The organism is Cupriavidus sp. FW305-26 (assembly GCF_058787975.1).
This window is the reverse complement of record NZ_JBYTAH010000099.1, coordinates 1-21,812: the sequence shown is the minus strand read 5'-3', so window position 1 is coordinate 21,812 and position 21,812 is coordinate 1. Positions and strand designations below refer to the sequence as shown.

The 21,812-nt window shown below is 67.7% G+C and carries 18 protein-coding genes; 6 read left to right on the top strand and 12 right to left on the bottom strand.

What is annotated here, in order from left to right:
* The 5 genes from AC3WQZ_RS32760 to zwf all read right to left on the bottom strand — a co-directional run.
* A partial coding sequence (locus tag AC3WQZ_RS32760; protein ID WP_492301960.1) for an ATP-binding protein occupies positions 1-1,291 on the bottom strand: 1,291 nt, incomplete at its 3' end.
* A complete protein-coding gene (locus AC3WQZ_RS32755) occupies positions 1,291-2,004 on the bottom strand; it encodes a response regulator transcription factor (RefSeq protein ID WP_010811164.1) in 714 nt (237 codons plus the stop codon). The genes AC3WQZ_RS32760 and AC3WQZ_RS32755, both read right to left, overlap by 1 nt.
* A gap of 2 nt (positions 2,005-2,006) precedes the next feature.
* Positions 2,007-3,020, bottom strand: a complete 1,014-nt coding sequence (gene glk / locus AC3WQZ_RS32750; RefSeq protein WP_010811163.1) for a glucokinase — start codon at positions 3,018-3,020, stop codon at positions 2,007-2,009.
* Positions 3,021-3,055: 35 nt separating this feature from the next.
* Entirely contained in the window at positions 3,056-3,736 is a 681-nt protein-coding gene (gene pgl / locus AC3WQZ_RS32745) for a 6-phosphogluconolactonase (protein WP_010811162.1), read from the bottom strand.
* A gap of 34 nt (positions 3,737-3,770) precedes the next feature.
* On the bottom strand, positions 3,771-5,228 hold the full coding sequence (gene zwf, locus AC3WQZ_RS32740; RefSeq protein WP_492301957.1) for a glucose-6-phosphate dehydrogenase: 1,458 nt from the start codon (positions 5,226-5,228) through the stop codon (positions 3,771-3,773).
* Positions 5,229-5,454: 226 nt separating this feature from the next.
* Between zwf and edd the strand changes: the two genes are divergently transcribed.
* The gene (gene edd, locus AC3WQZ_RS32735) at positions 5,455-7,308 is read left to right on the top strand and encodes a phosphogluconate dehydratase (protein WP_439669511.1); all 1,854 of its coding nucleotides are present in this window, start codon (positions 5,455-5,457) and stop codon (positions 7,306-7,308) included.
* Here the strand turns inward: edd and AC3WQZ_RS32730 are convergent.
* Both AC3WQZ_RS32730 and AC3WQZ_RS32725 read right to left on the bottom strand, forming a co-directional pair.
* Entirely contained in the window at positions 7,305-8,243 is a 939-nt protein-coding gene (locus AC3WQZ_RS32730; RefSeq protein WP_439669513.1) for a mechanosensitive ion channel family protein, read from the bottom strand. The genes edd and AC3WQZ_RS32730 overlap by 4 nt on opposite strands.
* A 464-nt stretch (positions 8,244-8,707) precedes the next feature.
* Positions 8,708-9,955, bottom strand: coding sequence for an MFS transporter (locus AC3WQZ_RS32725; protein ID WP_492301954.1), 1,248 nt, complete (start codon positions 9,953-9,955; stop codon positions 8,708-8,710).
* A gap of 351 nt (positions 9,956-10,306) precedes the next feature.
* On the opposite strand from AC3WQZ_RS32725, the gene AC3WQZ_RS32720 reads away from it, so the two are divergent.
* Positions 10,307-12,463: a TonB-dependent receptor family protein gene (locus tag AC3WQZ_RS32720; protein ID WP_492301953.1), complete on the top strand. Its 2,157-nt coding sequence runs from the start codon at positions 10,307-10,309 to the stop codon at positions 12,461-12,463.
* A gap of 90 nt (positions 12,464-12,553) precedes the next feature.
* On the opposite strand, the gene AC3WQZ_RS32715 is transcribed toward AC3WQZ_RS32720, so the two are convergent.
* Complete coding sequence (locus AC3WQZ_RS32715; RefSeq protein WP_010811156.1) at positions 12,554-14,155, bottom strand: peptide chain release factor 3; 1,602 nt, start codon at positions 14,153-14,155, stop codon at positions 12,554-12,556.
* Between the two features lie 173 nt (positions 14,156-14,328).
* On the bottom strand, positions 14,329-15,402 hold the full coding sequence (locus tag AC3WQZ_RS32710; protein ID WP_011617967.1) for a YihY/virulence factor BrkB family protein: 1,074 nt from the start codon (positions 15,400-15,402) through the stop codon (positions 14,329-14,331).
* A 102-nt stretch (positions 15,403-15,504) separates the two neighbouring features.
* Here AC3WQZ_RS32710 and AC3WQZ_RS32705 point away from each other — a divergent pair, with 102 nt between their 5' ends.
* The 3 genes from AC3WQZ_RS32705 (at position 15,505) to AC3WQZ_RS32695 (ending at position 16,876) form a co-directional block, all read left to right on the top strand.
* Positions 15,505-15,699: a hypothetical protein gene (locus AC3WQZ_RS32705; RefSeq protein ID WP_010811154.1), complete on the top strand. Its 195-nt coding sequence runs from the start codon at positions 15,505-15,507 to the stop codon at positions 15,697-15,699.
* 416 nt (positions 15,700-16,115) lie between these two features.
* A complete protein-coding gene (locus AC3WQZ_RS32700; protein WP_231881471.1) occupies positions 16,116-16,340 on the top strand; it encodes a hypothetical protein in 225 nt (74 codons plus the stop codon).
* A 146-nt stretch (positions 16,341-16,486) separates the two neighbouring features.
* A complete protein-coding gene (locus tag AC3WQZ_RS32695) occupies positions 16,487-16,876 on the top strand; it encodes a hypothetical protein (protein ID WP_058697706.1) in 390 nt (129 codons plus the stop codon).
* A gap of 113 nt (positions 16,877-16,989) precedes the next feature.
* Here the strand turns inward: AC3WQZ_RS32695 and AC3WQZ_RS32690 are convergent, their stop codons facing one another.
* The 3 genes from AC3WQZ_RS32690 to AC3WQZ_RS32680 all read right to left on the bottom strand — a co-directional run bounded on the left by AC3WQZ_RS32690 (position 16,990) and on the right by AC3WQZ_RS32680 (position 21,029).
* Positions 16,990-18,357 carry a sigma-54 dependent transcriptional regulator gene (locus AC3WQZ_RS32690; protein WP_010811152.1) on the bottom strand — a complete coding sequence of 456 codons (1,368 nt, stop codon included), beginning with the start codon at positions 18,355-18,357 and terminating at the stop codon, positions 16,990-16,992.
* A gap of 125 nt (positions 18,358-18,482) precedes the next feature.
* The gene (locus AC3WQZ_RS32685; protein ID WP_011617970.1) at positions 18,483-18,953 is read right to left on the bottom strand and encodes a hypothetical protein; all 471 of its coding nucleotides are present in this window, start codon (positions 18,951-18,953) and stop codon (positions 18,483-18,485) included.
* 699 nt (positions 18,954-19,652) lie between these two features.
* A complete protein-coding gene (locus AC3WQZ_RS32680) occupies positions 19,653-21,029 on the bottom strand; it encodes an NCS2 family permease (protein WP_010811150.1) in 1,377 nt (458 codons plus the stop codon).
* 418 nt (positions 21,030-21,447) lie between these two features.
* On the opposite strand from AC3WQZ_RS32680, the gene AC3WQZ_RS32675 reads away from it, so the two are divergent.
* A complete protein-coding gene (locus AC3WQZ_RS32675; RefSeq protein ID WP_010811149.1) occupies positions 21,448-21,651 on the top strand; it encodes a cold-shock protein in 204 nt (67 codons plus the stop codon).
* Positions 21,652-21,812: the final 161 nt, after the last annotated feature.

Genomic DNA, 21,812 nt, shown 5'->3' with positions numbered 1-21,812 from the left:
GCCCCGCATCCTCCAGCACCACCCGCGCCCCATGCGACTGGGCGATCTCCGCCACGATGGCCAGCCCCAACCCGCTCCCGCCGGTCGGCGCGTCCGCCACCCGATAGAAGCGATCAAACACGCGCGCCCGCTCTTCAGCAGGGATTCCCGGCCCGTTGTCGCTGACAACCAGCTCAACCGCGCGTCCTTCGGCGCTGCGACCCACCAGCACATCGATACGGCTTCCGGCAGGGATATAAGCCAGCGCGTTATCCAGCAGGTTGGTCAGCAGGATGCGCAACGCATCCACATCCCCACGCACCACCGCCGGCGATGTGTCCTTGCTGCCGTCCAGCCCAAGGTCGATATTGCGATCCAGCGCTGCCTGCGCCATGTCCGCGACCACGCTTGCGGCCAGTTGGTGCAGCTCCACCGGTTCGTGCCGGGGCATGGCTGCGCCCGGCTCCTGCCGTGCCAGCGTCAACAGCTGGGTGACCAGGTGGGTCAGCCGCTCCAGCCCCTGGCGCAGCTTGCCGATGGCTTCGTCACGCGCTGCGCCGTTGTCGGCGCGCTCCACCAGCTGTGCCTGCAGCTGCAGCGCTGCCAGCGGCGTGCGCAGGGCGTGCGCGGCGTCGGCGACGAAGGCGCGCTGGGTGTCGATGGCGTGCGAGAGCCGCGCCAGCAGCTGGTTCAGCGCCGCGCTCAGCGGCGCGATCTCGTCCGGCATCTGGCGCACGGCCAGCGGCGCCAGCGTGTTGGCGTCGCGCGCGCGCACCTCGGTGGCGATTTCGCGCAGCGGGCGCAGGCCGCGCCCCACTGCCATCCACACCAGCCAGCCCAGCAACGGCAGCAGCAACAGCAGCGGCGCCACGGTGCGCAGCGCCATGCGCGCGGCCAGCGTGCGCCGGGCGCTCATCGGCTGCGCGATCTGCACCACGGTTGGCCCAAGCTGCATGCTGTACAGGCGCCATTCGCCCTGCTGCGTGGTCACGTTGGAAAAGCCCAGCTCCGCACGCGCGGGCAGCGCCGGGTGCGAATGCGACAGGTACAGGCTGCGGCCGGAGCCGTCCCAGATGTGGATGACCACATCCTCGTCGGCGTGCGTCAGGTCGCCGGGCGCGCCCAGAAAAGGCGGCGCCACCGGGTTGGCGAACTGGCTGGGCAATGCCGCGGCCATCTGCTTCATCTGGTAGTCGAACAGCGCATTGGCTTCCTGCCGCGCCTGCCCGTAGATCAGCGCCGTGGCGATGGCGATGCCGGCAAGCAGGCCCGCGGCCAGCCACCACAGCAGGGTTCGCTGGATGGAGCGCATCAGGGAGTGTCTCCTTCGCCCGCGGATGCTGCATCCCCATCGAGGCGCGGCACCACATAGCCCACGCCGCGGATATTGCGGATCAGCGCCGCGCCGAACTTCTTGCGCAGCGCGTGGATATAAACCTCGACGGTATTGCTGCCGACTTCGTCGTCCCAGCCGTACAGCCGTTCCTGCAGCTGCGGCACCGACCAGACCTTGCCGGGCCGCGCCATCAACGCGGACAGCAGCGCGAACTCGCGCGCCGACAGCCGCACCGGCTCGCCGCGGTGGGTAGCCTCGCGGGTAGTGGGGTTGAGCACGATGTCACCGTAGCTGACCAGCGGCTCTGCGCGGCCGGCGGCACGGCGCGCCAGCGCGTGCATGCGCGCCGCCAGTTCCTGCAGGTCGAAGGGCTTGACCAGGTAATCATCGGCGCCGGCATTGAGCCCCGCGACACGGTCCGCGACGGCATCGCGCGCGGTCAGGATCAGCACCGGCGTCGGCACGCCGCGCGCGCGCAAGGTGCGCAGCACGTCGAGGCCCGGGCGCCGCGGCAGGCCGAGGTCGAGCAGGATCAGGTCATAGCACGCCTGGCCGTGCTGCGCGGTGCTGGCCGCGGCCAGGCCCGCGTCGCCGTCGCGCACCCAGTCGACGGTAAAGCCTTCCTGGCGCAGCGCCAGCTTGACGCTGTCGCCGATCATGGCGTCGTCTTCCACCAGCAGCACGCGCATGGCTATGCGTTCCGGCCGCGGCCGTCGAGCTGCTCGGCCAGTGCGCGCGCCAGTCCCGGCAGCGCGGGGTGGCTGGCGGTGATGACGTGGACCGGCACGGCTTCCAGCCAGCCGCGCATGCGGCCCTTGGCGACAAAGCGCTCGGCGAAGGCCGAGGCCTGCAGCGCCGGCACGAAGCGTGGCAGGATGCCGCCGCCCAGGTAGACCCCGCCACGTGCGCCCAGCACCAGGGCGATGTCGGCCGCAACCGAGCCGAGCAGGCCGAAGAACACCGCCATGGCGCGCTGGCACAGCGGGTCGTGGCGCTCGAAGGCGCCGGTGGTGACCTGCTCCGGCAACAGCGGCGCGAGCAAAAGCGTACCCGTTTCTGCGGCCAGCGCGGCATGGATATGCGACAGGCCGCTGCCGCACAGGAGCCTCTCCGCCGACACCCGGCCAACGTTGCGATGGGCGGCGCGCCAGGCGATCCATTCGTCGTCAGTGTCGGGCATCAGCTCGATATGGCCGCCTTCGCCGGCCAGCGCCACGGCTGCTCCGCCCGGCGCCGGCACCAGGCCGGAAACGCCCAGCCCGGTGCCCGGCCCGACCAGCGCGAGCGGCGCGGTGCGCACCGGGGTGCCGGCACGCACGGGCACCAGCCCGTCGGCAGGCAGGTACGGCAGGGCCAGCGCCAGCGCGGTGAAGTCGTTGATGGCCACCAGCGTCTGCAGCCCGAGCGCGCGCCGCATGCCGTCGATCGAGAACGACCAGTTGTGGTTGGTGAGCCGGACCTGGTCGCCGGTCACCGGGTTGGCCAGGCCGATCGCCGCGTGGCGCGGCACCGGCTTGCCCGACGCGGCAAGTCCGTCGAGGTATTGGCGCAGGGCTGCTTCGAGCGACGGGAAATCGGCCACCTTCAGCGCGGTCACCGGGCCGATCCGCATTGGTGCGGTTTCCAGTGCAAAGCGCACGTTGGTGCCGCCCACATCGCCGAGCAGGCGGGGGAAGTCAGCGCAGGAGGATGCAGTGGTGGCCATGGTGTCGGGTAGCGCTCCGCTTGGGAATCAGTCTGTCAGGTCTTGAACACGTCAAGCCCGTGCCGGTGCCGTGACAGCACCAGGCTGACCGGCAACGACGGCACAGGGCCCTGCAGCGCGCGTTCGAGCACCTCGGCCTTGGCCGCGCCCGACACTGACAGGAACACGCGCTCGGTGGCCAGCAGCGCCGCCAGGTTGAGCGTGATGCGGGCATGCGGCGCGGCTGACGGGCGCGTGATCACGTAGCCGGGCTGCGGCTCGCTCAGCGCGCCCTGCAGTTCGGGCGCATCCGGGAACAGCGAGGCGGTATGGCCGTCCTCGCCCATGCCCAGCACCACCACGTCTGGCTGGCGGAATGCGCTGTTGGCGCGCGCCACCGCCTGTGCCGGCGCGGCAGCGTCCTGCGCATCGGCAATCAGCGGCACGAAAGCGGCACTGGCAGCGGCCTCGCGCAGCAGGTGCGCGCACACCAGGGCGGCGTTGCTGTCCGCGTGCTCGGGCGGCACCACGCGCTCATCGACCAGCGTGATGGTCACCGCTTCCCAGCGCACGTGCCGGTGGCGCAGCCGCTCGAACAGCGCCACCGGCGAGCGTCCGCCCGAGACCGCCAGCACCGCCCAGCCCTTGACGCGGATGGCCAGCTCCAGCGCATTGCCGATGGAGATGGCCAGCGCCTCGGCCTGGTCCATCGGGGTGGGATGTTCAAACACACGCATGATGGTTTCCTTTGCGATTCTGCGCGCGCATGGCTCAGGCTTCCTCGTGCCACAGCCCGCCGTCGCGCGACATCAGCGCCGACGACGCGGCCGGTCCCCAGGTGCCGGCGGTATAGGGCTTGGGCGGCACGGTGCTGGCCTCCCAGGTGTCGATGATGGGTTCGACCCAGCGCCAGGCCTGCACTTGTTCATCACGGCGCACGAACAGGCCCAGCCGGCCGCGGATCACGTCGAGCAGCAGCCGTTCGTAGGCGCCGGCGCGGCGCACCTTGAACGAGTTGGCAAAGTCCAGGTCGAGCGAGGTCGGCGTCAGCTCCAGCGTGTCGCCAGGCTGCTTGACCAGGCAGTACAGGCGGATGCTCTCTTCCGGTTGCAGCTGGATCACCAGCCGGTTCTGCGGCGACAGCGTCAGCGGCCGCGGGAAGATCGCGTGCGGCACGTCGCGGAAATGGATCACGATCTCGGCCACGCGGGACTGCATGCGCTTGCCGGTGCGCAGGTAGAACGGCACGCCTTCCCAGCGCCAGTTGGCGATCTCGGCCTTGATCGCGACAAAGGTCTCGGTGTGGCTGTCGGGCGCGATGCCCGCTTCTTCAAGGTAGCCCGGCACCGGCTTGCCGCCGATGGCACCGGAGCGGTACTGGCCGCGCACGGTCTTCTCGGCCACGTCCTGCGGCGTGATCGGCTTGAGCGCCTTCAGGATCTTGATCTTCTCGTCGCGGATGGCATCTTCGCTGAGGCTGGCCGGCGGCTCCATTGCCACCATGCACAAGAGCTGCAGCAAGTGGTTCTGCACCATGTCGCGCAGCGCGCCGGTGCGGTCGTAGAAGTCGCCGCGCGTTTCCACGCCGAGTTCTTCGGCGATGGTGATCTGCACGTCCTGCACCCACTCGCGCCGCCACAGCGGCTCGAACAGCGCGTTGCCGAAGCGGATCGCCATCAGGTTCTGCACCGACTCCTTGCCGAGGTAATGATCGATGCGGTAGATCTGCTCTTCGGCGAAGAACTTCGCCACTGCCGAGTTGATTGCCTCGTTGGATTCGAGGTCATGCCCCAGCGGTTTTTCCAGCACGATGCGCACATTGGGCGCCTGGCGCGTGTTCAGGCCGGTGCGTGCCAGCTGCTCGCAGATCGACACGAACAGGTGCGGCGCGGTGGCGAGATAGCACACCACCACTTCAGGCTTGCGTGCCAGCACCTGCTCCGCGAGCGCATCGAAATGCGCGGGCACGCGTGCATCGGCCTGCACGTAGACAACGCGCGCGCAGAACTTGTCCCATGACTCGGGCGGCGCATGGGCTAGCCCGGGGCGCACGGTCTGCTCCAGCGAGGCGAGGTAGTCCGCGGTCGAGAGCGGCTGGCTGCCGGTGGCGAGGATGCGTGCGGCCGGATGCAGCAGGCCGGCGTGGTGGGCATCGAACAGGGACGGCAGCAGCTTGCGCCGCGCCAGGTCGCCGGTGCCGCCGAACAGCACCATGTCGAAATCAGGCATGCTCACCCTGGACTCCTTTAGCGATTTGAGGACCCGCCATGGAAGGCGCGCGGTGTGGCCAGTTTACGTGACTCGCCAGCGCTTGGCGAGGCGCAGGCCGCAGCACTTGCTTGGCAAAGGCATGACCGGAGCGCGAAGCGTACCCGTTTCTGCGTGTGCTGCGCAGTGGATCGTGCGGTACGCGGCAAAGTGCGCTAGGCTGAAAGCTCCCCCGCAGGAGAACCCCATGCCACGTCATCCAGTGCTCGAGCGGGTCACCGCCCGCATCGTCTCCCGCAGCGCCGCCTCGCGCCAGGCGTACCTTGACCGCACCCACGCCATGGCCGGGCAGAAGGTCGAACGCGCGCAGCTTTCCTGTACCAACCTGGCCCATGCGGTGGCTGCCATGCCGGACGCCGCGAAGATCCGGCTGAAGGCCGACGAGCGGCCCAACCTGGCGATCGTCTCGGCCTACAACGACATGCTGTCGGCGCACCAGCCGCTGGCGGCTTTCCCTCAGTGGCTCAAGGAAGCGGCGCTCGAGGCCGGCGGCACCGCGCAGTTTGCCGGCGGCACGCCTGCGATGTGCGACGGCGTCACGCAGGGCCAGGACGGCATGGACCTGTCGCTGTTCTCGCGCGATGTGATTGCGCTGGCCACGGCGGTGGCGCTGTCGCATCAGATGTTCGATGCCGCGCTGTACCTGGGCGTGTGCGACAAGATCGTGCCCGGGCTGGTGATGGGCGCGCTGTCGTTCGGCCACCTGCCGGCCGTGTTCGTGCCGGGCGGGCCGATGACCACCGGCATCAGCAACGACGAAAAGGCGCACACGCGCCAGCTCTACGCCGAAGGCAAGATCGGCCGCAAAGAACTGCTCGAGGCCGAGACCCGCTCCTACCACGGCCCCGGCACCTGCACCTTCTACGGCACCGCCAATTCCAACCAGATGCTGATGGAGATGATGGGCCTGCACCTGCCGGGCACGGCCTTCGTCAACCCCAACACACCGCTGCGCGAGGCGCTCACGCGCGAGGCCGCGCGCCAGGCGCTGAAGCTGGTGCACGGCGGCGAGCGCTATACGCCGGTGGCCGAGGTGCTGGACGAGCGCGCCTTCGTCAACGGCATCGTCGGGCTGCTGGCCACCGGCGGCTCCACCAACCACACGCTGCACCTGATCGCGATGGCGCGCGTGGCCGGCATCGTGCTGGGCTGGGACGACTTTGACGAGCTCTCGGCCGTGGTGCCGCTGCTGGCGCGCGTGTACCCGAACGGCAAGGCCGACGTGAACCAGTTCCAGGCCGCAGGCGGGCTGCCCGTGGTGATCCGCGGGCTGCTGTCGCTGGGCCTGGTGCATGACGACGTGACCACCATCGTCGGCCGCGGGCTGCAGGACTACACGCGCGAACCCGTGCTGCGCGACGGCAAGCTGACCTGGATCGACGGCCCGGCCGCGCCGCTCGACGACAGCATCGTGCGCGCCGCCGACGCGCCCTTTGCGCCGGACGGCGGCATCAAGGTGCTGGACGGCAGGCTGGGCCGCGCGGTGATCAAGACTTCTGCGGTCAAGGCCGAGCACCAGGTGGTGGAGGCACCGGCGATCGTGTTCGAGCATCAGGACGATGTGCTGCACGCATTCAAGCGCGGCGAGCTGGAGCGAGACTTCGTTGCGGTGCTGCCGTGGCAGGGCCCGGCCTCGTGCGGCATGCCCGAGCTGCACAAGCTCACGCCCACGCTGACGGTGCTGCAGGACCGCGGCTTCCATGTGGCGCTGGTGACCGACGGGCGCATGTCGGGCGCGTCGGGCAAGGTGCCGGCGGCTATTCACGTCTGCCCCGAGGCGCTGCGCGGGGGCGCGATCGGGCGCGTGCGCAGCGGCGACATGATGCGCGTGGATGCGCCCGCGGGCGTGCTCGAGGTGCTGGTGCCGGATGACGAATGGCAGGCGCGCGCGCCTGCCCGTCCGGACCTCAGCGCCAATCGCCACGGCGTGGGCCGCGACCTGTTCGCCACCTTTCGCCGCCATGTCAGCACTGCGGAAAGCGGCGCCTGCACGCTGTTTTCGGACGAGGACGACGACAACAACGCACCCGTGCTCGGCTAGCCCAGGTGCTGCACCGGCTGGCGCGGCGCCGCGCCGGCCGGGTGCGGCGCGCTCGCCAATGGCGCACTGTCGGCCACCTTCACCGCACCCGGCACCGAGGCGGCGCCCGGCACGTGCAATTCCTGGATCGGCACCGCCAGCTTGCTGCCGGCTTGTTCCAGCACATGCTTGATGCGCTCGTAGAACGCGAAACGCACGTTCCAGTAGTCGTCATTCGAGGTCCAGTAGCGCACGTTCAGCGTGATGCCCTGCTGCGTGTAGTTGACCACCATGGTCTCGGGCCTGGGTTCGGCCAGCAGGCGCGGCTCGCGCGCGAGCATCGCGCGCAGCGCTTCCAGGCTGCGCTGCACATCGCTGTCGAAGGTCACCGTGGCCTCGATGTCTGCGCGCCGCGTGGCGTTCTCGCTGTAGTTGGTGATGGCGCTTCCCCACAGCTTGCCGTTTGGCACGCGCAGGCAGACGCCATCGAAGGTGGTCAGCTCGGTCATGAAGAGGCCGGTCTCGCGCACGGTGCCGGCCACCCCCTGCGCATCGATGTACTGGCCGACGCGGAACGGCCGCAGCAGCACCAGCATGATGCCGGCGGCAATGTTCTGCAGCGTGCCCTGCAGTGCCAGCCCGATGGCCAGGCCCGCGGCGCCCAGCATGGCGATGATGCTGGCGGTCTGCACCCCGAACTGCGACAGCACCAGCACGATGGTCAGCACGCGCACCATCCATTGCAGCGCGTTGGCCAGCAGCGGGCGCATGGTCTCGTCCACGTGCGTGCCGCTGAGCGCGCGCCGGGCGCCCCGGGCCACGCGGGCCGACAGCCACCAGCCGGCCATCAGGATCAGGATGGCTGCCAGGCAGTTCATTCCCTGGTTGATGGCGAACTGGACCAGGTAAGTCCAGCCCGCCTCCAGCTTGTTCGCATCGATGAAGTTCAGGTCCATGGGAGCGGCTCCGTTTGCGGTTGTTATGGAGGAGACAGGCGGTGCTGCGTACCCGTTTCTGCGTGCGGCAGCGGGCTGCCAGATCGCCCTCAGGCGCCTGGCGGGGAATTTCCCGCTTGACAACTTGCCGCACGTTGCCAGCGCGATGTCGGACGATCACCGACAATGCTGGCACGGCAATACAGTGAAGGGGACAAGCAAGGCGGGATTTGGTTTCCGGCGATTGCGTCACGCGGTTGCGTGCAGGCGCGCCAGCCCTTGTGCAATCAAGGCTGGCGGCGGATCAGAAAAATCCGAGCGAGGGAGGAACCAGGGGCAGCCAGGCCAGGCTCGGCGCGGCGGGCCGGCTGTGCGGCACAACTTTCAGCGACGAAAGTTGGCGAATAGGGGTCGGCGATACCGCCATCCGGGCATCGACAGGGACGCAGAAACGGGTACGCTCCCTGCCCTGCCCCGGCAATGGGTCAGGCCGGATGATCGTGCAGCCGGTCGCGTGCGGCCAGCGCAGGAAAGAACCGCATCCACAGCGCCACCACCAGCAGCGTGCCGACGCCGCCCAGGATCACCGCGCCCACCGGGCCCAGCAATGCCGCGGTGACGCCGGACTCGAACTCGCCCAACTGGTTCGAGGCGCCGATAAACACCGAATTGACGGCGCCCACGCGCCCGCGCATGTCGTCCGGGGTGTCGAGCTGGACCAGCGTGGAACGCACCACCACGCTGATCATGTCCGACGCCCCCAGCACCACCAGGGCCACCATCGACAACGGCAGCCAGGTCGATACGCCGAACACCACGGTAGCCACCCCGAACAGCGCCACCGCGCCGAACATGATGCGCCCGGCGCGCCGGTTCAGCGGATGGCGCGCCAGCCACAGCGCCATTACCAGCGCGCCGACCGCCGGCGACGAACGCAGCAGCCCCAGGCCCCACGGCCCGGTGTGCAGGATGTCGCGCGCGTAGATCGGCAGCAGCGCCACGGCGCCGCCCAGCAGCACCGCGAACAGGTCCAGCGAAATCGCGCCCAGCAGCACCGGGCGGCTGCGGATATAGGCAAACCCGGCAAACACGGTGCGCACGCTGACCGGCGCGGTCAGGCGCTGCGCGGCGTGGCGCAGCGTGATGCCGCTGACCAGCACGGCGGCAATGGCAAAGAGCGTGGCACTCAGCCCATAGACCACGCCCGGCCCGGCCACGTAGGCAAAGCCACCAATTGCCGGGCCGATGATGATGGCGGCCTGCCCGGCGGAGCTGGCCAGCGCCACCGCGCGCGGCAGCTGGCGCGGCGTCACCACGCTGGGCAGCAGCGCCTGCAGCGTGGGGGTCTCGAACGCGCGCGTGGCGCCGATCAGCGCGACGAAGACAAAGATGTGATGGCTGTCGATCCAGCCGCTCAGGCTGGCCACGGCCATGCCGGCGGCCAGCAGCGCCTCGATCGCCTGGCAGGTGCGCACGATGCGGCGCCGGTCGAAGCGGTCGGCCACGTGCCCCGACATCAGGATCAGCACCACCGACGGCAGGAACTGCACCAGCCCGACCATGCCGAGCATCAGCGGGTCGCGGGTAAGGTCGTACATCTGCCAGCCGACCGCCACCGTAAAGATCTGGTAGCCAATCGTGGTGCACAGGCGCGCGAACCAGTAACGGCGGAAAACGGCGTCGCGGAAGACGCTGTCCGGCGCGGCGGCCTGGACGGTGGCTGGGGAAGACATGGATGCGGGAGGGAGGCGGAGATGGCTGCGCACCGCCCAGCGCCGCCGTGCCGTTGAGGACGCCACGACAGCCATTGCAGTGCACAAAGGTAAGATTCTAAAGCGCCTGCTGAATACCTGCATACAGATGCCCACACGCGCACACCTATCGAAAAAAATGTTAGTAGTTCACCTCTTTTAGGTGTCCGGACGTCTGCACATTGATGCACATAAACCACAATCCCGGGCGGCGGGTGCTGGCCGTTTCGCTTCTGAGAATCACTCGCATTTATAATCTCGGCCCATTGGCGCGGCCGCCCACGACGTCCCTCCCCTTGGCTTGCGGAACGCGCTGCTTCTCAGGAATCCATCTTGCAGCCCGCTTTCCGCCTTTCCGGGGGTGCCATCGGCGCCGCCCTGCTGTTCGCCCAGCTTGCCGCCCTGCCGGCCCACGCCGCTGATCCCGCGCCTGCCGCCGACCCCGAAGCCACGCTGAACGCCGTCACCGTGGTCGGCAACTGGCTGGAGAACGCCAACGAGGCCAAGGTGCTGGAGCATCCCGGCGCGCGTACCATCGTCGACCGCGAGACCTTCCAGGAAGCCGGCGCCAACAACGTGCGCGAGGTGCTGCGTCGCATCCCCGGCGTGCAGGTGCAGGAGAACAACGGCACCGGCGGCAGCGATGTCTCGCTCAACGTGGGCGTGCGCGGGCTGACCTCGCGCCTGTCGCCGCGCTCGACCATCCTGATGGACGGCGTGCCGCTGGCAGTGGCGCCCTACGGCCAGCCGCAGCTGTCGATGGCGCCGTTGTCGCTGGGCAACCTGGAAACCATCGACGTGGTGCGCGGCGCCGGCTCGGTGCGCTACGGCCCGCAGAACGTGGGCGGCATCATCAACTTCGTGACGCGCCCGATACCGAAGACCTTCGCGGCCGATGCGTCGGTGTCGACCGACATCTACAGCCACGGCGGCAGCGTCAAGACCAACCCGACCGCATTCATCGGCGGCACCAACGACAACGGCCTGGGCGGCGCGCTGCTGTACTCGGGCATCCATGGCAACGGCTATCGCGAGAGCAACGACCACGTCAATATCGACGACCTGATGCTCAAGGGCGCGTACCGGATCTCGAAGACCGATGAACTGAGCGCGGCCTTCCACTACTACGAGGGCAGGGCCGGCATGCCCGGCGGCCTGACTTCGGCCCAGTATGCGGCCGACCCGTTCCAGTCGGTGCGGCCCTACGACAATTTCGACGGCCGCCGCAGCGACTTCAGCCTGAAGTACAGCCACAACGACAATAACCGCAAGTTCGAGGTGCTGACGTACTACACCGACAGCTTCCGCGGCAGCAACATCGAGCAGCAAGGCACCGGCACGCAGGCCAACCTGCGCCGCCTGGCCGCGGCCCCGCGCAATTACCACACGTTCGCGATCGAGCCGCGCTACTCGCAGCTGTTCCGCGGCGAGAGCATGAGCCACGAGGTCAGCGTCGGCTACCGCTTCCTGCGCGAAGCCAGCGACGAAAAGGCATCGCGCACGGTGTTCTACACCCCGGGCACCATCGATCCGACCACGCTGCGCTCGCCGGTGTACCAGTCGCGCACGGGCGGCACCACCGCCAATGCGGTCTATATCGACGACACCATCAACGTCGGCAGCTGGACCATCACGCCGGGCCTGCGCTATGAGTTCATCCGATCGTATGTGACCGACAACTTCACCGGCGCTCGCAATGACGTCTCGTCCAACGAGCCGCTGCCGTCGCTGGCGGTGATGTACCACGTCAGCGACCAGTGGAAGCTGTTCGCCAACGCCGGCGTTTCGTTCGGCCCGCTGCAGTACTTCCAGATCGCGCAGACCACCAACGGCCTGACGCCCGAGAAGGCCAAGACGTATGAGGTCGGCACGCACTTCAACGCCAACGGCTGGGGCGGCGAGCTGACGCTGTTCAATATCGATTTCGACGACGAGCTGCAACTGCGCGGCGGCACCGGCGGCGCGCCGGACGCGTGGACCAACCTCGGCGCCACCACCCACCGTGGCGTGGAATCGTCGCTGCGCTATGACTTCGGCGCGCTCGACAAGTCGCTGGCCGGCCTGTCGGCATACGCCACCTACACCTTCACCGAAGCCACCTACAACCAGGGCAACTTCGCCGGGCGCGACCTGCCGTTCTATTCGCGCCACGTGGCCACCGTAGGCATGCGCTATGCGCGCAACCGCTGGGCACTCAATGTCGATGGCTTCGCGCAGTCGAAACAGCGTTCGCCGGGCGATCCGAGCACGTCGACCAACTACCAGACGGCGGAAAGCGCAAACGGTGCGCTGGGCGATATCCCGGGTTATGCGCTGCTGAACATGCGGCTGGGCTATGACTTCGGCAAGTCGGCGCAGAATCTGAAGGTGGCGGTTGGGGTGAAGAACGTGTTCGACAAGCGCTATTTCACGCGCTCGACCGACAACAATGCGGGCAAGTATGTGGGGATGCCGCGGACGTTCTATATCCAGGCGTCACTGGCATATTGAGGCGAAATCAGGCTGAGGGGGTGCTCCCCTCAGGTAGCAAAACGGCTCGCAGTTGCGAGCCGTTTTTGCTTTTGCAGCTTTAGTACGCGATCAAACGATCTCGCGCGTCTCCATGAACTGCAGCTCCGGGAACCGCTCCTGTGTCAGGCGCAGGTTCACCATGCTCGGCGCCAGATAGACATGGTCGCCCGCGCCATCGAGCGCCACGTTATGCCCCGCCTTGGCGATCAGCTTCTCGATCTCCGCGGGCGTGCCCTTGAGCCAGCGCGCGGTCGCGCATTCATGCGATTCGAAAATGGCATCGACGCCGTACTCGTGCTCGAGCCGGTGCGCGACCACGTCGAACTGCAGGATACCGACCGCGCCCAGCACCAGGTCGTTAGAAGCAAGCGGGCGGAACATCTGTGTGGCGCCCTCCTCGGCCAGCTGCTGCAAACCCTTCTGCAGCTGCTTGACCTTGAGCGGGTTGTTCAGGCGCGCGCGGCGGAAGAACTCTGGCGCGAACGACGGGATGCCGGTGAACTTGAGCGGCTCGCCCTCGGTGAAGACATCGCCCAGGCGGATGGTGCCGTGGTTGGGCACGCCGATGATGTCGCCGGCGTAGGCTTCTTCCGTCGTGTTGCGGTCCTGCGCCATGAAGGTGATGGCGTTGTTGATCGCCACGGTCTTGCCGGCGGACACGTGCAGCAGCTTCATGCCGCGCTCGAAACGGCCCGAGCACACGCGCACGAAAGCGATGCGGTCGCGGTGGCGCGGATCCATATTGGCCTGGATCTTGAAGACGAAGCCGGTGAACTTGGGCTCCTGCGGCTCAACCACGCGCGAATCCGTGTTGCGCGCCAGCGGCGGCGGCGACAGCTCGCACAGCGCATCCAGCAGCGACTGCACGCCGAAGTTGTTGATGGCCGAACCAAAGTAGACCGGGGTCTGCTTGCCGTTGAGGAACGCGTCCTTGTCGAAGGTGTGCGAGGCACCGCGCACCAGCTCGATCTCGATGCGCAGCTCTTCGGCCTGGCTGCCCAGGATGCGGTCCAGCTCCGGGTTGTCCAGCCCGTCCAGGATCGCGGCCGTGCCCTTCTCGCCGTGCGGATCGAACAGCTGGACCTTGTCGTTGATCAGGTGGTACACGCCGCGGAAGGCCTTGCCCATGCCGATCGGCCAGGTCATCGGCGCGCACTGGATCTGCAGCACCTCCTCGATTTCGTCAAGCAGCTCGATCGGCGAACGGCCTTCGCGGTCGAGCTTGTTGATGAAGGTGAGGATGGGCGTGTCGCGCAGGCGGCAGACGTTGAGCAGCTTGATGGTCTGCGCTTCCACGCCGTTGACCGAGTCGATCACCATTACCGCGGAGTCCACCGCGGTCAGCGTGCGGTAGGTGTCTTCAGAGAAGTCCTCGTGGCCCGGGGTGTCGAGCAGGTTGACGATGTTCTCCTGGGCCTTGCCATCGGCGGTCTCCCGGCGGTAGGGGAACTGCATCACCGACGAGGTCACCGAGATGCCGCGCTGCTTTTCCAGCTCCATCCAGTCCGAGGTGGCGTGGCGGTCGGCCTTGCGCGCGCGCACTTCGCCCGCGACCTGGATGGCGCCGCCGAACCACAGCAGCTTTTCGGTCAGGGTGGTCTTGCCCGCATCGGGGTGGGAGATGATGGCAAAGGTGCGTCGACGCGCAATTTCAGAAACGAGCGAGCTCACGGCAGCGGAGTTTGACTGGGAAATATTGGATGGCCCGGCGGGCGGCCGGGCCAGGGCCGGCAGCGCCCGCAGGCGATGGCGGGGCCGGGCTCTGCGGGCACGCGAAGGGAATGGGGCGCTATTTTACCGGTTTTGGGCACCGCTCCGGGTTTGTGGCGCCCAGGTGCGGCAAGTTATTCCGCCAGCTTCTCTGCCGGCTTGCCGCGCAGGCTGCCGAACTGCAGCGCGTACTGACGCGTCAGTTCCGCGCCGAAAAAGAAGATCTGTGCCGAGTAATACACCCATAGCATCAGCGCCACCACCGAGCCCGCGGCCCCGTACGAGGAGGCCACGGCGCTGTTGCCCAGGTACAGGCCGATCAGCCGCTTGCCGATCGAGAACAGCAAGGCTGTGATGACCGCGCCCATGGTGACGTCGCGCCAGGCAATGCGCGCATTGGGCAGCATCTTGAAGATCACCGCGAACAGCGCCGTCACCACGGCAAAGGAAAAGGCGGTGGAAAGCACATCGGCCACCGGCGCGAACCACGATTGCGTCCACAACTGGCCCCACAGGCGCTCAACCACGGCCAGCGCCGCATTGACGATCAGAGACACCAGCAGCATGAAGGCCAGCACCAGCACCAGGCTGAATGACAGCAGGCGCGTGCGCAGCAATTGCTGCCAGCCCGCCGTCTCGGGCACCGGCACATGCCAGATGTCGTCCAGGCTGCTCTTGAGCTCGGCAAAGGCACTCGTGGCGCCCACGAGCAGGATGCCCGTCGCCACCAGCGCCGCCATGCCGCTGCCGCCAGCGCGGTGCGTAGCCGCCAGGATTTCCTGGATGGCCGTGGCGCCCTGCTCGCCCACCAGGCCTTCAAGCTGCGAGAAAATCTCGCCGCGTGCGGCCTCGGCGCCGAAGAACAGGCCGGCGATCGAGATCACCAGCACCAGGATGGGCGCCAGCGAGAACAGCATGTAGAAGGAGAGCGCCGCCCCTTTGCTGGCCGCCCGATGCGCGAACCAGGAGTTGATGGCGGCAGCGACCACGCGCAGGGTGCGTGCGCCGGTATGGCGGTCCGGCAGCCAGTGCGGGCGATGCCTGCGGTGATGTGGCGCCGCGCTGCCGGCGGAAGAGGACTGGTGTTCGGTATTGTCGGTCACGGCCAGGTGCTGGCGCGATGCGCCAGGCGGATCGCGTGTGCGTTGCGCATGCCTTCGGGGCGCGGTCTGTGCGGCGAAGGCCCGTGCGTTCATCATACTGCGCATTGCGCGCTGCCCCAAGCCGGCGCAGGGAGGCAACCTGCTACAGTAGGACCAGGCACACCTGCCGGCGCAACCCGTGCCTGCGCGCCGGCGCAAGGAGGCACCGTGACCTGCAACCTCCGCACGCGCCCTGCGGCCGTGCTACTGATCATCGGCATGCTGGGCTGCGCCGGCTGCGAACGCAGCCAGCCGGGCCCCAAGCCCATTTCCGGCGCGGCGGCCAGCGCCACCCCGGCCGCGCCCGCCACGCTCAATCCTCCCGACACACCAGCCGCGCCGGCATCGGGGCAACCACGCTGACGGCACCGCAGGACACTGACCGGGGCGTACCTGTTTCTGCGTGACCTATCGGCGGCCGGTGCAGGTGTTGCCGGGCCGCGTCAACTGCAACGCCGGTTTCAGGCGTGCAACGCGTTGCAAGAGCGCGCCTGCGGGCCTAGCGCAGCGCGTTATCCCGCACCCCGCGTACGCAACGGGCACCCGGCGCCGCACCAGCGCGGCCACCACGCGCGCCGCCGCGCGCATGGCGCGTTGCAGCGGCGAAACCGATTGGTCTGCCACCGCGCCCCAAGGCCTGCCCGCGCTCGCCCCTCATACCGCAAACCCGCGTGGCATAAGCCTTTGCGGCCCTTGGCACACTTGTCGCTCAGGCAAAACAGGGGCACATGGGCCCGTGCCCATGGAACCAGCCATTGCATGCAGGAGAAAACCCAGACATGCGTCATCCGCCATCACGCATGACGGCGCGCCGGCGCTCCTACCGGCTCGCGGGTCCGCCGCCGTCGGTGGTGGACCTGCTGTCGTCGCCACTGCTGCCCCATCCGCGGGCGCGTACGCCGCCCGCCACGCCGGCCGCGCAAGGCGCTGGCTGCGCAGCGACGGCCAGGCACGGAGTTGCCAGGGCTGCCTTCCGGCGCCACGCGGGCAAGCGGCGCGCGTGACCGCAGGCAGCATTGGCAACGCAGGATGTCGCGGCAGGCTGGCGCCGCGAACGGAATGATGGCGGGTACGCGAGCCAGCGTGCCCGCGCGGATTTGGTGCTCCGTCCCCCGGCGGGCACCGTTTTTTCCACAGGGAGGCACCCGCCATGACAGCCGGAATGCTTGCCGCCACGGTGCTGGCGGTGTTCTCAACCAGCGCCGCGGCGGCAAGCTATGCCTGGTTCGACCGCCCCGAAGCGGCCAGCGCCGACAGCCACGCGGCGGTCAGCAATGATGTTTACGTGCGCGGCTTTGGCTGGGCCTGGGGGGAACTGCAGCTATCGCCGGACACGCCGTCCGGTGCCGCCACGTCAACGCCAGGGCGGCAAGCGCGCGACAAGCCGGAGCGCGGCGCGATCGTGCCGTGGCGCCAGCATGACGAGAACGGGCCGCCGCGCCAGCCGCGCGGCAAGCTCAGCATGAACCTTGCCACCGAGCTGATGGATGCGGCCAGCGGCGAGTCCGGGGCCAGGCGGCCCCTGGCAGTGGTGCGCTGACGTGCCGACGGGCACGAGGAAAGGCGGAGCCGGCGGGCGGACGTCGCCTGTTCCCCTTTCCTGCGGCGCCTGGGATTGCGTCCGGCCTCCGGCAACCTGCGCCGGCTTGCCGCTTACTCGCCCGCAGTCGCCTGACTCTCCACGCGGATGTTGTGCTTGTGCATGAGCCGGTACAGCGTCACGCGCGAGACATTGAGTTCGCGCGCGGCCGGCACCACGTGAAAGCCGTGGCTCGCCATCACGGTGCGGATGGCCTCGCGCTCGGCTTCTTCGCGGATCGCGTCAAGGGTCTTGCGCGGCAGCTCCGCCCCGCCGTGCAGCTGCAGGTCTTCGGCGGTGATCTTGCGGTTGTCGGTCATCACGATGGCGCGGCGCACGCGGTTGATCAGTTCGCGCACGTTGCCCGGCCACGCGTACTGCATCATTGCCTGCGTTGCGCAGGCCGAGAACCCGCGAATGCGCCGGTGCGCCTCGTGCCCGTGTTCGGCCAGCACCGCGTTGGCCAGCTGCAGGATGTCCTCGCCGCGCTCGCGCAGCGCCGGGATGGTCAGCGTCAGCACGCATAGCCGGTGGAACAGGTCGGAACGGAAGCGCCCGTCGGCCTGTGCCGCCACCAGGTCCACGTGCGTGGCCGAGATGATGCGCAGGTTCAGCGGGATCGACTGGTGCCCGCCCAGGCGGGTGATCATGCCCTGCTGCAGGAAACGCAGCAGCGCCACCTGGCTTTCCAGCGGCAGGTCGCCGATCTCGTCGAGGAACAGCGTGCCGCCCTGCGCCTGCTCGATCCAGCCGATCTTGCGCTGGTTGGCGCCAGTGAACGCGCCCTTCTCATACCCGAACAGCTCGGACTGCACCAGGTGCGAGGGAATCGCACCGCAGTTGATGGCAATGAACGGTCCCTTGCGCCGGCTCGAGGCATCGTGGATCGCCTGCGCGGCGAGTTCCTTGCCGGTGCCGGACTCTCCGGAAATGAACACCGGTGCCTCGTTGTGCGCCACCTTGGCCAGCGAGCGGAACATCGCCCGCATCGCCGCGCACTCGCCGATCATGGTGCCGCGCGAGGCGGTCTCCTGCGGGCGCGTGCCGTGCAGCGACGCCATGCCCTGCGCATGCTTGAGCGTGTAGAGCAGTTCAGGCATCGAGAACGGCATGCGCACGTAGTCGACGCAGTAGTCGCGGATCAGCCGGCGCACGCGCTCCTGCGCCAGCATTTCATCGGAGGTGATGGCCACCCACGTAATGTGCAGGTACTGCAGTGCCTGTTCGAGTTGCGCGAACTCGGCATCGCTGTAGTCGGACTGCAGGTCGATCACGCCTGCCATGGGCGGGCAGGCCCGCACCACGCGTTCAAGGTCGCGAATCTGCTGGATCCGGCGGATTTCCCATCCCGTGGCTGTGCCAGACGGGTCAAAACCAAAATCTTCATGACGCGACACGACCACGATCTGTGCAGTGCGTGACGCCTTGCACAGTCGGTCCATCACGATCTCCCGGACGTTAGGCTTGTTCTTGGTTCGGGCACCCGTGTCCGCCGTCGCGGCCTGCAGCCGCGGCGGACGGTGGGGCTGAACTGGCTGCGGGCACGCACCCGCGCGCGACGTCGGTATCACGAGCTGGACAGACTGCGGAGTTGCTCATCGGGCGCGGCAAGATCGTCCGCACCCACCTGGAGCTGAGCGCGGATACGCCGCCGCACAGCCTCCTTTTCACGCATCAACTCCAGGCGCGGCGCCTGCTGCGACTGGCCGGAGTATTGGTAGTAGAGCGTCTTGTAGGTCTGTTGGCTCAGGATCCATTCCTGCAACAGCGTGCGCTGGCGTGTCAGTTCGCCTTCGAGCAGGCGATGGCGGCGCAGCAGGTTGGCCACGGCCGCGCGTGCGCTGTCGCTGAGTTCGCTGTCGTCGGCAAGCAGGGCGGCCACCTCGGCCGTCGCGCCATCTTGGACGGTCCGCTTGCTGGGTGCTTCGCCTGCGGCTTCCCCCACGGCAGCCCAGGCATGATGGATGGCTCGGATGGAGCGGTTATTAGTCTCCCTGACAGGCCCGATAGCGGGTCGCCGGATCTCTCCTGCGGTCATGATAATCCCCGTTGAACAACATCCCCCGGCACTACACGTCTGCGGTTACCACTTGTCAGTCTTTGAACTGGTTTTTTGTCTGCGTGGCGCGCGTGTTTCCCGCACGCTCCCGGATGGTGGCTATGCCGCCTTGTTAACGGTCTGGACCGAAATGTCCACCGACTGGCGAACGGCGCTCAAGCGCTCTCGGTTGGCTCCGGCATCCTGCCGCATGCACCGGAGTCAAGAAGGGGCGCCTTGCCGCGCCCCTCTTTGCCACGTCTATAGTTCAGTGCATTTGGGGCACTTTGTCCAGCCCCGAGTGGGTGACTTACAGCCAATCTCATACTTTGGTATGAGGCCGCGCGCACACTGGCCGCCGGCCCGCGACCGCCACATTCCCAGCGGCCGATGTCTGCATGCATGCTACGCAGAAACGGGTACGCTTTGACACCCCCGAACGGGTGATGGCAGCACCGTTGCGCGGGAATGGCAAGCCGTGCCGCATGCCGCGAGGGCGTGGCGGACTGTCACGCAGAAACAGGTACGCCCGGCCGGTGGACCCGCTCGCGCCGCACGCAGAAACGGGTACGGCTGGCGGGTGTCGGACGGCGCTACGGCGCCCGCCCGGCATCACGATGCCAATATCATGACAGCAGCGCACCATGGAAAAAGGGCGGCCCTGGCCGCCCTTCCTTCATCCCATGCCGGCTGGCGCGCTCAATGCCCTGGCAGGTAGTAGAACTTGAAGATGAACACCGCCGCGATGATCCACACCATCACGGGCACGCTGCGTGCGCGGCCGGTCAGCAGCTTGAGCGCCGCGTAGCTGATAAAGCCGAACGCAACGCCGTTGGCGACCGAGTACGTGAACGGCATGCCAAGCGCGGTCATCACCGCGGGCACGACTTCGGTGACGTCATTCCAGTCGATCTCCAGCAGCTCGCGCAACATCAGGCAGGACACATACAGCAACGCCGGCGCGGTGGCATAGGCCGGCACCGTGCCGGCCAGCGGCGCGATGAACAACGCCGCGAGGAACAGCACGGCCACCGTCACCGCCGTCAGTCCGGTGCGCCCGCCCGCCTGCACGCCGGATGCGCTTTCAATATACGCCGTGGTGGAAGACGTACCGAGGAACGAGCCCGCCATGATCGCGGTGCTGTCGGACATCAGCGCCTTGTTCAGCCGGTCCATTTTCCCGGCCTTGAGCAGGCCCGCGCGGTTGGCAACGCCCATCAGCGTGCCGGTGGCGTCGAACAACTCCACCAGGAAGAACACCAGCACCACGTTGATGATGCCGATCGACAGCGCGGCGGATATATCTAGCTTGAACAGCGTCGGGCCGAGCGACGGCGGCGCGGAGAACACGCCGTGGAAGGTATTGCCGGCAAACGCAAAGCTCAGCAGCGTGGTGAGCAGGATGCCGATCAGGATCGCGCCCTTCACCCGCAGATGATCCAGTGCCACGATCACGAAGAAACCGATGATCGCCAGCACGGCCGAAGGCTGGTGCAGGTCGCCGATGGTCACCAGCGTGGCCGGGCTGGCGGTGACGATGCCGGCGTTCTTCAGGGCGACAATCGCCAGGAACAGGCCGATGCCCGCGGTGATCGCCACCCGGATCGAATGCGGAATGCCATTGACGATCATCTCGCGCACGCGGAACAGCGTGACCAGCAGGAACAGGCAGCCGGAGATAAAGACCGCGCCGAGTGCCGCCTCCCATGCAAAGCCCATGCCCTTCACCACCGTATAGGCAAAGTACGCGTTCAGGCCCATGCCCGGCGCCATCGCGATCGGGTAGTTCGCGTAGAAACCCATGATCAGCGTGCCGATCGCCGCGGCCAGGCAGGTGGCGACGAACACCGCGTCTTTCGGCATGCCCGCATCGCCCAGGATCGACGGGTTGACGAAGATGATGTACGCCATCGTCAGGAACGTGGTGACGCCGGCGAGGATCTCGGTGCGTACATCGGTCTGGTGTTCGCGCAGCCTGAACAGGCGCTCGATCAGCGAAGGCGCGGCCTGTGGCTTGCCGTGCGGCGGATTGGCGGTTGACGTGCCCGGCTTGGAAGCGGGTTCCGGCATCGACATGACTGGTCTCCTGATATCGTTATCGTGTGCGCGGCGACAACAACGGCGCGGCCGCAGGTGGCTGGCTTCGGCCTGAAGCATCCCGCGACGCCCCGCTGGGCGGCAAGCGTACTCTGGTGCAGGCCGGCCCGCTTCGCCATGGCACAGGCGAATAAGCGATATGCAAAAGGCGTGATGATCCCACAGCGCGAACCGCTGAATCCAGCGCCGCCACGGGGGTGCTCCGGGGCGTCCCCGGCTTGACGCTTGCGGCAATCCCCCGTATAAAGCCGCCTAGATTCAAGCGACGAGGCAACAGTTCATTCGTTAGCCACCGTCTGGTACTTCGGTTGTCCATGGTGTCCTTTCCTTGAGTTCCCCGTGTCGGATGACGTTTTCGTCATGCGATGTTTTTTGTCCTTTTTCTGGAAAGCAAATCATGCAAACCGGTATCGTCAAGTGGTTCAACGACGCCAAGGGCTTCGGCTTCATCAAGCCGGACGCGGGTGGTGACGACCTCTTCGCCCATTTCTCGGAAATCCGCGCCGACGGCTTCAAGTCGCTGCAGGAAAACCAGCGCGTGCAGTTCGAAGTCAAGAATGGCCCGAAGGGCCTGCAGGCCGCGAACATCACCCCGCTGTAAGCATTGACTGCCGGCGCGCCCCGCGCGCGCCGAACAGCGTAGAACCCCGCCCATGGCGGGGTTTTTTGTTTTCAGGCGCGGATAGCGCGATTGGCGGTGCTGGCTGCGCCACCTTCATCACATCCCGGCCCCCCGCCGCTCCCCGCCTGCCCCGGTCATGC

Coding starts and splice junctions, on each gene's coding strand:
- edd (WP_439669511.1), top strand. CDS start 5,455: ATGCCACGTCATCCAGTGCTCGAGCGGGTCACCGCCCGCATCGTCTCC.
- AC3WQZ_RS32680 (WP_010811150.1), bottom strand. CDS start 21,029: ATGTCGATGCCGGAACCCGCTTCCAAGCCGGGCACGTCAACCGCCAAT.
- AC3WQZ_RS32685 (WP_011617970.1), bottom strand. CDS start 18,953: ATGACCGCAGGAGAGATCCGGCGACCCGCTATCGGGCCTGTCAGGGAG.
- zwf (WP_492301957.1), bottom strand. CDS start 5,228: ATGCCTGATTTCGACATGGTGCTGTTCGGCGGCACCGGCGACCTGGCG.
- AC3WQZ_RS32690 (WP_010811152.1), bottom strand. CDS start 18,357: ATGGACCGACTGTGCAAGGCGTCACGCACTGCACAGATCGTGGTCGTG.
- pgl (WP_010811162.1), bottom strand. CDS start 3,736: ATGCGTGTGTTTGAACATCCCACCCCGATGGACCAGGCCGAGGCGCTG.
- AC3WQZ_RS32710 (WP_011617967.1), bottom strand. CDS start 15,402: ATGCGCAGTATGATGAACGCACGGGCCTTCGCCGCACAGACCGCGCCC.
- AC3WQZ_RS32755 (WP_010811164.1), bottom strand. CDS start 2,004: ATGCGCGTGCTGCTGGTGGAAGACGACGCCATGATCGGCGACAGCGTC.
- AC3WQZ_RS32675 (WP_010811149.1), top strand. CDS start 21,448: ATGCAAACCGGTATCGTCAAGTGGTTCAACGACGCCAAGGGCTTCGGC.
- AC3WQZ_RS32700 (WP_231881471.1), top strand. CDS start 16,116: ATGCGTCATCCGCCATCACGCATGACGGCGCGCCGGCGCTCCTACCGG.
- glk (WP_010811163.1), bottom strand. CDS start 3,020: ATGGCCACCACTGCATCCTCCTGCGCTGACTTCCCCCGCCTGCTCGGC.
- AC3WQZ_RS32725 (WP_492301954.1), bottom strand. CDS start 9,955: ATGTCTTCCCCAGCCACCGTCCAGGCCGCCGCGCCGGACAGCGTCTTC.
- AC3WQZ_RS32730 (WP_439669513.1), bottom strand. CDS start 8,243: ATGGACCTGAACTTCATCGATGCGAACAAGCTGGAGGCGGGCTGGACT.
- AC3WQZ_RS32695 (WP_058697706.1), top strand. CDS start 16,487: ATGACAGCCGGAATGCTTGCCGCCACGGTGCTGGCGGTGTTCTCAACC.